9 protein-coding genes are annotated in these 12,115 nt (G+C 34.8%); 5 read left to right on the forward strand and 4 right to left on the reverse strand.

The features are described 5' to 3' along the window. Positions 1-197: 197 nt before the first annotated feature. The 3 genes from R2Q59_RS09430 (at position 198) to murA (ending at position 5,079) form a co-directional block, all read left to right on the forward strand. On the forward strand, positions 198-2,483 hold the full coding sequence (locus R2Q59_RS09430) for an ATP-dependent helicase (RefSeq protein WP_316785321.1): 2,286 nt from the start codon (positions 198-200) through the stop codon (positions 2,481-2,483). 505 nt (positions 2,484-2,988) lie between these two features. After that, the gene (locus R2Q59_RS09435; RefSeq protein WP_316768182.1) at positions 2,989-3,663 is read left to right on the forward strand and encodes a DUF4290 domain-containing protein; all 675 of its coding nucleotides are present in this window, start codon (positions 2,989-2,991) and stop codon (positions 3,661-3,663) included. 90 nt (positions 3,664-3,753) lie between these two features. Then, positions 3,754-5,079 carry a UDP-N-acetylglucosamine 1-carboxyvinyltransferase gene (murA, locus tag R2Q59_RS09440; RefSeq protein ID WP_316768184.1) on the forward strand — a complete coding sequence of 442 codons (1,326 nt, stop codon included), beginning with the start codon at positions 3,754-3,756 and terminating at the stop codon, positions 5,077-5,079. Positions 5,080-5,149: 70 nt separating this feature from the next. Here murA and R2Q59_RS09445 read toward each other — a convergent pair whose 3' ends face one another. Both R2Q59_RS09445 and dprA read right to left on the reverse strand, forming a co-directional pair. Continuing rightward, positions 5,150-6,511: a pyridoxal-phosphate dependent enzyme gene (locus R2Q59_RS09445; RefSeq protein ID WP_316785322.1), complete on the reverse strand. Its 1,362-nt coding sequence runs from the start codon at positions 6,509-6,511 to the stop codon at positions 5,150-5,152. A gap of 132 nt (positions 6,512-6,643) precedes the next feature. Further along, positions 6,644-7,735 (reverse strand): DNA-processing protein DprA, encoded by a 1,092-nt coding sequence (gene dprA / locus R2Q59_RS09450; protein ID WP_316768189.1) that lies wholly within the window; start codon positions 7,733-7,735, stop codon positions 6,644-6,646. 158 nt (positions 7,736-7,893) lie between these two features. Between dprA and R2Q59_RS09455 the strand changes: the two genes are divergently transcribed. Beyond that, complete coding sequence (locus R2Q59_RS09455; RefSeq protein ID WP_316768191.1) at positions 7,894-8,262, forward strand: BlaI/MecI/CopY family transcriptional regulator; 369 nt, start codon at positions 7,894-7,896, stop codon at positions 8,260-8,262. Continuing rightward, a complete protein-coding gene (locus R2Q59_RS09460; RefSeq protein WP_316785323.1) occupies positions 8,262-10,241 on the forward strand; it encodes a M56 family metallopeptidase in 1,980 nt (659 codons plus the stop codon). The genes R2Q59_RS09455 and R2Q59_RS09460 overlap by 1 nt, the downstream gene beginning before the upstream one ends. Before the next feature lie 32 nt (positions 10,242-10,273). On the opposite strand, the gene rsmG is transcribed toward R2Q59_RS09460, so the two are convergent. Further along, positions 10,274-10,909 (reverse strand): 16S rRNA (guanine(527)-N(7))-methyltransferase RsmG, encoded by a 636-nt coding sequence (gene rsmG / locus R2Q59_RS09465; RefSeq protein ID WP_316768194.1) that lies wholly within the window; start codon positions 10,907-10,909, stop codon positions 10,274-10,276. A 35-nt stretch (positions 10,910-10,944) separates the two neighbouring features. After that, on the reverse strand, positions 10,945-11,964 hold the full coding sequence (locus tag R2Q59_RS09470) for a glycosyltransferase (protein WP_316785324.1): 1,020 nt from the start codon (positions 11,962-11,964) through the stop codon (positions 10,945-10,947). Positions 11,965-12,115: the final 151 nt, after the last annotated feature.

Genomic DNA, 12,115 nt, shown 5'->3' on the forward strand with positions numbered 1-12,115 from the left:
AATTGCACAGCCCCAACCACTTTAAACCTTGGCGAAGCGGTTTCCCGATTCTTCATCGGGATTAGCGAAAGCAAAGGACTAACATTGCCATGATACACAGTTTTTGCTTTTCAAAAGATTTTGATTTCTATTTATCCACAAGTCTGTGAAAAAGATTAAGATTTCTTATTTTTGAAGTTCAAAAAGAAGGAACGGATTTGGATTATTTAGCAGGATTAAACCCACAACAGAGAGCAGCAGTAGAAAACACCCAAGGACCAGTAATGATTGTTGCAGGTGCGGGTTCGGGCAAAACGAGGGTTATCACTTATAGAGTTGCACATTTAATAGAAAAAGGTGTTGATGCCTTTAACATTTTAGTTTTAACCTTTACCAATAAAGCTAGTAAAGATATGCGTGAGCGTATTGCAAAAGTGGTTGGTAATGAAGCTAAAAACATTTGGATGGGAACTTTTCACTCTGTTTTCGCTAAAATTCTACGTGTTGAAGCTGAAAAAATTGGTTATCCAAGCAACTTTACTATTTACGATACAGATGATAGTAAAAGTTTAATTCGAAGCATCTTAAGAGAAATGCAGTTAGATGATAAATTATATGCTGCAAATGTGGTTTATAATCGTATCTCATCAGCTAAAAATAATTTAATTTCTGCTAGTGAATATTTAGAAAATAGTCAAATACAAGCTGAAGATGCTGGCAATAAACGTCCGCTTTTAGGCTTAATTTACGATACTTATTCGAAACGTTGCTACAAAGCTGGCGCAATGGACTTTGATGATTTATTGTTTAAAACCAATGTGTTATTAAAGAATCATCCAGACGTTTTAAATAAATACCAGCATAAGTTTAAATATTTAATGGTAGATGAGTATCAGGACACTAACTTTTCTCAATACACCATTGTTAAAAAACTAGCTGCCTTAAACGAGAATATTTGCGTGGTTGGTGATGATGCGCAAAGTATTTATGCTTTTCGTGGCGCTAACATTCAAAACATCTTAAACTTCGAACGCGATTATCCTGATTTGAAGGTTTATAAACTAGAGCAAAATTATCGTTCTACGCAGAACATAGTTGAAGTTGCCAATAGTATTATTGCCAACAACAAAAATCAGCTGGAGAAAAATGTATTCTCTGAAAATGAAAAAGGGGATAGAATTAAGATTTCGAGGGCTTTTTCTGATAACGAAGAAGGAAAATTAGTTGCAGAAGCAATTGTTCAAGACAGATTAAATGCTGGAATAAGCTATAAAGATTTCGCGATTTTATACCGTACCAATGCGCAAAGTAGGGCGATGGAGGAGGCTTTACGTAAGTTAAATGTCCCTTATAAAATATACGGTGGTTTGTCTTTTTATCAACGCAAAGAGATTAAGGATTTAATTGCTTATTTCCGATTAACTTTTAATCCAGCAGATGAGGAAGCGATAAAACGTGTAATCAACTATCCGAGAAGGGGTCTGGGAGATACAACAGTTGAGAAAATATCAGCTGCTGCCGACCAACACGATATTACGATGTGGCAGGTTATCTGTAATCCGCAACAATATATACAAGGTAGAATTGCAAACCAGTTAAATGATTTTGCAGTAATGATTCAAAGTTTCGCAGCCGAATCTAAAAAGTTGGACGCTTACGAGACAGCCTTATATATAGCTCAACATTCGGGCATTTTAAAGGAATTACATACTGATGATAGCGTTGAAGGTCGTTCTCGTTATGAAAATATACAGGAGTTATTAAACGGTATTAAGGAATTTGCCGAACGTGAGGACATTGAAGATAGAAGTTTAGCAATTTTTATGCAGGACATCGCTTTGCTAACTAATGATGATAACGACAAAAACAAAGACGCTGATACGGTTTCTTTGATGACCATTCACTCTGCAAAAGGTTTAGAGTTTAAGAATGTTTTTATCGTTGGATTGGAAGAAAACCTCTTCCCTTCTCAAATGTCTTTAACATCTAGAGTAGATTTGGAAGAAGAACGCCGATTATTTTATGTGGCCATAACTCGTGCTGAAAAGAAACTAACCATTACTTACTCTACTTCTCGTTATCGCTGGGGAACTTTAACTTCTTGTGAACCAAGTCGATTTATCAATGAGATTAACCCTTCTTATTTGGAATTAGAAGTGGTTAAGCCTGCTAAAAGTAGCTTCGGTGAAAATAGTTTTGATAGTGAACGCAAAACTTGGAGTCAGCAGCGTGAATTTACTCCTAAGCCTACAACCAGCACAACTGTTATTAGACCAAAAACTACCTCTATTTTACCAAAAGCTCACGTACCAACTGCTGGTTTTGCGCCAAATGCTGCAAATGAGTTTCAGAACGGAATGGATGTAGAACACGAAAAATTTGGTTTTGGAAAGATTGTAAACTTAGAAGGAATATTGCCAGATGTAAAGGCAACAGTGTTTTTTCAAGGTTTGGGTAACAAACAATTGTTGTTGAAGTTTGCGAAGTTGAGGATTGTGAAGTAGGTTTTTAACCGCAAAGTTTAAATGCGGAGTCATGCTCAGCTTGTTCCGATAGCTATCGGAAGGGCATCGTAATGCGTATGTAGGTCAAGTTAAACCACAAAGACAAAAAGAACACAAAGGTTTAGTCCACGTTATGGTCAGCCTGACTGGGCATCGTAATGCGTAGACAGGTGAAATTAAAACCGCAAACAAGCAAAGCTCGCAAAGACTAAGGGCATCGTCATACTCAGCTTGTTCCGATAGCTATCGGAAGGGCATCATAATGCTGATGTAGGAAAATTAAAACAAGCCTTTTTACCGCATTACGATTCCCGTTTTCACGGGAATGACGAACTTTCCAATAATTTCCATATCTTTGATTTATTAAGGGCTTCAGCATTTCGATGAATTCTTAACCAAAATTTCTCATATTAAGTAATGGATTGTTTCTCAAACATTTACTTTTTGTTTTGGTTATTTCATAATGTGCCCAACAATAACTAATTTTCAATAATTAATTTATTCAATGAATTTCGATTATAATACAACTCGTAGCGATTTGATTTTGGCCGAATATGGTCGTAATGTACAAAACATGGTAAAGTACATTATCGATTTGCCAACTAAAGAAGAACGCAATAAATATGCACAGGCAGTTATAGATTTAATGGGTTTTTTAAATCCACATTTACGCGACGTAGCCGATTTTAAACATAAACTTTGGGACCATTTGCACATCATTTCAGACTATAAGATTGATGTTGACAGCCCATATCCCAAACCGACACCCGAAGAAGCTAGATTTAAACCTGCTCATATTGGTTATCCTCAACAAAAAATTAGGTATAAACACTATGGTAAAACCGTCGAGAAGCTAATTGAAAAAACGATTGAGGAAGAAAACCCAGAACGTAAAGCCGCTATGGTGCAGGGTGTTGCAAACTTTATGAAAATGGCTTATGTTCAATGGAATAAAGACAATGTTTCTGATGAAGTGATTTTCAAAAACTTACGTGAGCTATCTGGAGGTATGTTAGAACTTGATGAAAATGTAAACTTGCAAAAAGTTGAATTTAGACCTCAAGTAAACAGACCAAGCAATAACAATCGTGGTCGCCAGAATAACAATAACAAAGGTCGCCAAAATAACAATGGTGGTCGCCCACAACAGAAAAACAATAACCCAAAACAAAGATATTAAAGACATATTCGTCTATCGAAAAACGTTGAGATTGCCTGCCTGCCGCAGGCAGGCTTCGTGCCTCGCAATGACGGATTTATTTAGAAAAATATGAATGCATTTGAAATTATAGGTGGTAAAAAATTAAAGGGAGAAATTACTCCTCAAGGCGCTAAAAATGAAGCCCTACAGATTTTATCAGCTGTTTTATTAACAGACCAAAAAATTACCATCAGTAATATTCCAGATATTAAAGATGTAAATAAACTGATTGAATTGTTGGGTGATTTAGGTGTAATTGTGGAGCGTATCAACAAAGACACTTATACTTTTGAAGCAAAAGATATCAATCTCGATTTTTTCGAATCTGATGTTTTTAAGGCAAAAGGTGGTGGTTTACGTGGTTCAATTATGATTGTTGGTCCGTTGTTGGCTCGTTTTGGTAAAGCTGCAATCCCTAAACCAGGTGGTGATAAAATTGGCCGTCGCCGTTTAGACACACACTTTATTGGTTTCGAAAAACTAGGTGCAAAATTTATTTACGACTCTAAAAAAGCTTTCTTTAATGTAGACGCTACTAATTTAAGAGGTGCATATATTTTATTAGATGAAGCTTCGGTAACCGGAACAGCAAATATTGTAATGGCTGCTGTTTTGGCAAAAGGTACTACAACCATTTACAATGCTGCTTGTGAGCCTTATTTACAACAATTATGTAAAATGTTAAATAGAATGGGTGCTGATATTAAAGGTATTGGCTCTAATTTGTTAACTATTGAAGGTGTTAAAAAACTAGGTGGCACAGAACACAGAATGTTGCCAGATATGATCGAAATTGGTTCTTTCATCGGCCTTGCTGCTATGACAGAATCAGAAATAACCATTAAAAATGTTTGTTATGATGAGTTAGGCGTAATACCAGAAGTTTTCAAAAAATTAGGTATTAAATTAGAACGTAGAGGCGATGATATCTATGTTCCTTCTCAAAAACATTATGAAATTGATACTTTCATTGATGGTTCTATTTTAACAATAGCCGATTCTCCATGGCCAGGTTTCACGCCAGATTTATTAAGTATTGTTTTAGTTGTGGCAACACAAGCTAAAGGAAATGTGCTTATCCACCAAAAAATGTTCGAAAGTCGTCTATTCTTTGTAGATAAATTGATTGATATGGGTGCACAAATTATTTTATGCGACCCACACCGTGCAACCGTTAATGGTATCGACAAGAAATATCAACTTCGTGGTATCAGTATGACTTCTCCTGATATCCGTGCAGGGGTTTCTTTATTAATTGCGGCTTTATCTGCAGAAGGAACGTCAACAATTTATAATATTGAGCAAATTGAGCGTGGTTACCAAGATATAGATATTCGTTTACGTGCTTTAGGCGCACAAATTAAACGTGTAGAAGGTAGCGGGCCAAGCCATTAAGCTTAGTCATTAGTTCATTTGTTCATTGGTAAGACCGATGAACAAATGAACCAATGAACTAATAAACTATTTAACCAGAAATAGCTTCAATAATATCGTACTGCGTTATAATTTCTATTTTCCCTTGCTCATCTTCTACCAAAACAGCACTAACATCTTTATTAATCATCGATGAAATTTTATCGATTGAAGTATTCAAGTCAACAAATGGTAAAGAAGCAGTCATGATATCTTTAACAGGACTCGATTTTAAAGAAGGATTTTCTAACAACGAATCCAATACATTACTCTCGGTAACTTTGCCAATAACCATTCCTTGTTGCGTAACTGGCAATTGAGAAATACTTAAAGTCTTCATGATATTAATAGCTTCAATAATTGTTTTTTCACAATCTAATGTAACAACCTCTTGATTAGAACGTTTAGCTAAAATAGAACGAGCCGTTAACTTTTCATCTTTTAAGAAACCCCGTTCACGTAACCAATCTTCGTTATACATTTTACCCATGTAACGACTGCCATGATCATGGAAAATAACCACAACCACATCTTCTAGTTTCAATTTATCTTTTAATTGCAACAAGCCAGCGATAGCAGAACCTGCAGAGTTACCCGCAAATATTCCTTCTTTACGAGCAATTTCACGAGTCATTAAAGCGGCATCTTTATCTGTTACTTTTTCAAATAAATCGATGATATCAAAATTTACGTTTTGTGGTAAAAAATCTTCGCCAATACCTTCAGTGATGTATGGATAAATTTCATCCTTATCTAAAATTCCAGTTTCTTTATACTTTTTAAAAACCGAACCATAGGTATCAATTCCCCAAACTTTAATTTCAGGGTTTTGCTCTTTTAAATATTTTCCAGCACCAGAAATTGTACCTCCAGTACCTACTCCGACTACTAAATGGGTTATTTTACCTTCTGTTTGTTTCCAAATTTCTGGTCCAGTTTGCTCGTAATGAGCTTGGCTATTCGCCAAATTATCATACTGATTTGGTTTCCAAGAATTAGGCACTTCCCTCTCTAAACGAGATGAAACCGAGTAATAAGAACGTGGATCTTCAGGGTCTACGTTTGTTGGACAAACAATAACTTCAGCGCCAAAAGCACGCAAAGCATCTACCTTTTCTTTAGATTGTTTATCCGTGGTAGTAAAAATACATTTGTAACCTTTAATAATGGCAGCCATAGCCAATCCCATTCCTGTGTTACCAGATGTACCTTCAATAATAGTTCCTCCTGGTTTTAAAACACCTCTTTTCTCTGCATCTTCTATCATTTTAACCGCCATACGGTCTTTAATAGAATTACCTGGATTAGTAGTTTCAATCTTAGCTAAAACCGTAGCTGGAATGTCTTTAGTAATGTTGTTTAATTTTACCAAAGGCGTATTGCCAATGGTTTCTAAAATATTGTTATACCACATATTGCAAAAGTAAGCAATGGCATTTAGTATTTTATCAACTAATATTTATTCGATATAATATTTTGAATATTAAAATTTGCAAAAATAATATTCTATAATCTATTTATCCTATATGCATTATGTACTATAAAATTAGGCAACCTTATATACCTTTCCAGGAAGAGAAATGATTATCCCTTGCATTTCTAGTGTTAATAATATAATTGCTAATTTACTTTGAGCTATGTTAACGGCTAAGCTCAATTCATCTATACTTAATTGATTCTCTTTTAATATCAGATATATTCTTTCTTCGTCCTTAGTTAAGTCCAAAGGTAATTGCACTTGAATTTCAGGTTTTTTAGATATTTCATCATCCCAACCTAAATAATAAATCAAATCCATTGGATTATTAATTAAAGCAGCCCTATTAGTTTTAATCAAGAAATTACAGCCTTCAGAAAACTCATCATTTACGCGACCAGGAAAAGCATAGACATCTCTATTATATGAATTTGCCAATTCAGCAGTTATCAAAGCTCCGCCTTTTAATGATGCTTCAACTACAACAGTAACATCGGCTATACCAGCTATAATCCTATTCCGCTTAGGAAAGTTCTCTCTATCTGGATTTGTACCAGGCAAGAATTCAGTTAATAACCCACCGTTGTGAACCATTTTCTGTGTTAGTTCTTTATGTACAGCCGGATAAATTCTATCCAAACCATGTCCCAAAACGCCAACCGTAGGAATCTCAAAAGCTAAACTCTCTTTATGTGCCGCTGAATCAATGCCGTGTGCCAAGCCACTCATGATAATTACATCATAAGGTTTTAACACTTCCGCCAATTGTTTACACAGCATTTTACCATAAGCAGTGGCATTTCTTGTGCCAACCACACTTACTATTCTTTTGTGATTTAAATCTGCCGTGCCTTTATAATAAAGTAATAAGGGAGCATCATAACAATTCCTTAATCTTTTAGGATAGTTATCATCAGCATAAAACAAAACTTGAATGCCATGTTTTTCAATAAATGCTATATGTTTTTCGGCTTTTTCAATCGCATCATTATGCAAAATAGCCTTTGCCCTAAACTCTCCTATCCCATCTAATTTTAAGATTTGTTCTTTAGTAGCAGCAAAAACTGCTTCGGCACTACCGAAGTGAATTAACAGATTTTTGGCCACCATCGGACCAACATTTTTTATCAAACTTAAGGCTATTTTGTGTACTAAACTCATTAAATCTAATGTAATCAAATAAATGAGTTGTAAAATAAATAATTTTAATACACTGTATATCAATGTATTAAAACAAATTTTATAAGCAAACTACAAAAATAGTTTGTTAACTATAAAAATAGTAGTAGATTTAATTTAACAATCAAGAAAATTATATAATGAGAGAGTTAACAAAAGCTGAAGAACAAGTGATGCTAATCCTTTGGGAAATGAAGGAAGGCCTGGTAAAAGATGTGATCGATAAAATGGAACCACCCAAGCCTGCCTATAATACTGTATCTACCGTAATTAGGGTTTTAGAAGGCAAAGGATTTTTAGACCACAAGGCCATAGGCAACACTCATATATATTTCCCCCTGATATCAGAAGAGCAATACAAACATTTTGCATTTGACAAGGTGATGAACAATTATTTTGAGAACAACTATCAGAGTCTAGTATCCTTTTTAGTAAAAGAAAAAAATATGGATATGGAAGAACTTGATGAATTAATCGCCTTAGCAGAACAACTTAAAAATAAGAAATAATGGATTGGTTATATTACTTATTGGAGGCAAACCTGTATTTGCTCCTATTTTATGGCTTTTACCGTCTGTTTTTACAGAATGAGACCTTTTATAACAGTAATCGGTATTTTTTATTGTTAACTAGCGTTATTGCATTTGCATTACCAATAATGCAACTCGGTTTTTTAAAACCAACTCCAATTATAGATAACGAACTTTTCCCACCTCCTATCTTATATACAGAAGAGCAATTAGCTAAAATGACCTTTGCCCCAGTTCAAGAATCATTTAATGTTACAGATTGGCTGTATCCTATTTATTTGATAATTGCATTGGGTTTTGCAATCAAACTAAGCATGAGTCTTTTCAAAATCATTCACCTTTGGTTAAAAGCAAAAAAAGCAAAGACAGGCAAAATCACATTAATCGAACTAAAAGAGCAAACAACAGCTTTTTCTTTTTTCAATCTCTTATTTATTCATCCGCATCTGGCGGAAAAACAAACTGTTTTAAATCATGAAATGGTGCATATTAAACAAAAACACAGTTTGGATATCTTGTTTTTTGAATTATTACAAATCATTTGCTGGTTTAACCCGATTATCTACTTCATTAAAAAAGACATCAAACTACTACATGAATACATTGCCGATGAATTGAGTTCCAATTCTGGAATTCAAAAACACGACTACGCCATGTTTCTCATCGAAAACTCTTTTGGTGTAGTACCAACACCACTTACCAATCAAATATTCAATCAATCAATATTAAAAAGGAGAATTAACATGTTAAACAAAAAAAGAACAGCAGATTGGGCAAGGCTCAGGTTGTTGTTAACAGTACCATTAGTCGGGGTTATGCTCTGCACATCAACAATGGCATTTACTAAAGATTATGGTTATGTAGACTTGCTTCCGGAGAAAAGCAAAACCGCAGAAACTATACAACAAGAAGTGCCGCAAGAAAAGGAAGTTAAACAAACAGCACCAAAGGCAAAAACTGTGAAGAAGGACCAGGTTAAGTTTCCGCCACCAATTGTTCAGGCTAGTGGCAATGATAGGTTCTCACCAATGTACAGAAAGGATAAGAAAACAGGACAACCGTTATTATCAGAAACAAGACTTATTATTATTAATGGTAAACCAGTTGAAGATATAACTAAATTTTATGGTGTTTATAATGCTAAGAGCATTGTATATCGCACAAAAGAAGGCTCATTAAAAAAATACGGAGAAAAAGGAAAAAATGGGGCTGTAGAGATAACAGGAAATGACATTAAGTATTTTACCGTGGTAACTCTTCCATCAGCACCGCCGGTTGAGCCACCGCCGCCGAGACAAGATAAAGTTAGATTTCCTCCACCAATTGTAAGACCTGATAAGGCCAGCGGTAAAACTTATTACCCACCTTATAAACGAGATAAGGATGACAAGTTTATATCCTTAGAAAAACGGGCTATAGTTGTCAATGGTAATGTTATAGTTGATAAAAATCAATATTACGGCACAAATGAGGCCGAAAAAATTATCTACTTAAATAGTGCTGATGCAATTGCTAAATATGGTGCTGAAGTAGGGCAATTTGGGGCTGTTGAAATAACTGGAGAAAAGGCTCTTAATGCATTTCCTCCTCCAATTGTAAAACAAGACCAAGTAAAATTCCCTCCGTCTATTGTAAAGCCAGACAAGAAAAGATTAAAAAGCCCACCAGCTGCGGAGCCGCCACCTTCTGGATATAAACCGAGCAAAGCTCTTAGGGTTGTCGAAAAACGCAATGTTACAGGAGCACTTAAAAGAGAGGTCGATAGTGCAATGAAAGATAGAGCTCCCACAATTACAGGGCTTCAGACAGACAGGAAAGTTTATGCAATTCGTGCTACTTCGCTAACCGGTACACAAGCTTCTCGCCGCGATACTGTTCGAGCCAGACCAAATCTTAAACTTAGAGGTGAAGTTAGAACTATCCGTAAAATAGATTCGCTGCAACGCAAAAGCAACTAACTTCTGACTTGAAACGAAGATATTGGTAGCAATTACTGCGGTATATAAACCACAAACTTAGTCTCAAAAAACTCTTCATCAAAATAAGCTGAAAGCGGATATAATTCTGCTTTCAGTTTTGATTCTTTAATCTCCTCAGTCAAATCGCCACCCTTTAAATATAAAATTCCATTTTGGATGGCATTTTTATTCTCTTTAGCAAATTTGCCCTTAATCCATGGGTAAAAATCTATTAAACGGGTAACCGCTCTTGAAACAACAAAATTATATTTATCAATTACTTGTTCTGCTCTTAAATGACTTGCTTTTACGTTCTTTAAACCCAAAGCTGCTGCAACCTCAGTAACTACTTTAATCTTTTTCCCTATCGAATCTACCAAATGAAACTGCGTTTCTGGGAACATAATGGCCAATGGAATACCTGGAAAACCACCTCCAGTACCTACATCTAATATCTTCTCTCCGGCTTTAAAGCTGCAGAATTTCGCAATAGCTAATGAATGAAGGATGTGACGTTCATACAATTCATCAATATCTTTTCTAGAAATTACATTGATTTGTGCATTCCAAAAACTATACAAATCATACAATTGCGAAAACTGTGCAATTTGCTCCTCAGTAAGGTTTTTAAAGTATTTTAAAATGATATCAGGTTTTACTTCAGACATTGTATTCATATTAAAGCCCCTTTAGGGGTTTGGGGTTATTTCCACTGTACTTTTTTAACAAATATAGACAGAATAGCGTTAAACACTAGAAAAACAAACAGCATAATATCTAATATAGGGAACCACCATCTCAATTCTCCAAAACTTAATCGTTTTAAAAGCCTAGGATAAACAAAACTCCTAATTAATATACTTAAGGTTAAAATCCCCAAAGCAATGTATCTGGTAGTGGGGATGCAAATTGCAGCAATTAAGAAACCATAAAATAAGAATTGAAATATAACTTGTACCGAAAGGATAAACCTATGCTTTGGTTTGTACATTTTCCCTGCACCATAATGTCTTTTCTTTTGCCTTAAATATGTAATAAATGAATCTTTAGGGTCACTCCAAACGTGAGTTTCTCTATTTATCCTTATTTCAGTATTAGCACGATTTGCATTTGCGTTTACAAATAAATCATCATCCCCAGATGGGATATGCATATGCGCAGCGAAGCCTTTACTCTTAAAAAATAGAGCTTTCTTATAAGCCATATTCCTCCCTACTCCCATATAAGGCATTTGCTTAAGTGCATAAGAAAGATAATTTACGGCGGTAAAAAATGTCTCAAACCTAATTAAGCTATTCAATATCCCAAACTTTTTAAAATATGGGGAATAACCCAATACAATTTCTGTATTTTCATTTTCTGGCTGTTGCATTCCCATTAACCAATTAGAAGAAGCTGGTTCACAATCGGCATCTGTAAATACTAACCAGTCATATTGTGCTGCCTTAATACCCATGGTAACTGCAAATTTCTTTCCAGCGATAAACTTATTTCCATCGGTAACGGTAACTACTTTTAAATTTTCATATTTCTTCTCAAATTCTTCTAAAATATCAGCTGTTCCATCCCATGAACGGTCGTTTACTACGATAACTTCAAAACTTGGATAATCTTGATGAAGGATACTTGGAAGATATTTCTTTAAATTATCTGCTTCATTACGAGCACAAATAATAACACTTAAAGGATTTTTGGCTTGTTCTGAAACTTGGTCTATCTTCACCAAAGCTAGTTTTAGATGAACAAACAAACTAAAATAAAGCTGTATTAAAAGACAAAAAGTAAGGGCACCTAGAAGGCAAATCTCTATTATATTTAATTCCACTATTTAAATTTTGAAAGCTAGCAAATCTCTCATTTTTAATCTGTAAAGT

The sequence above is a fragment of the Pedobacter frigiditerrae genome, from assembly GCF_032678705.1.
Lineage (GTDB): Bacteria > Bacteroidota > Bacteroidia > Sphingobacteriales > Sphingobacteriaceae > Pedobacter > Pedobacter frigiditerrae_A.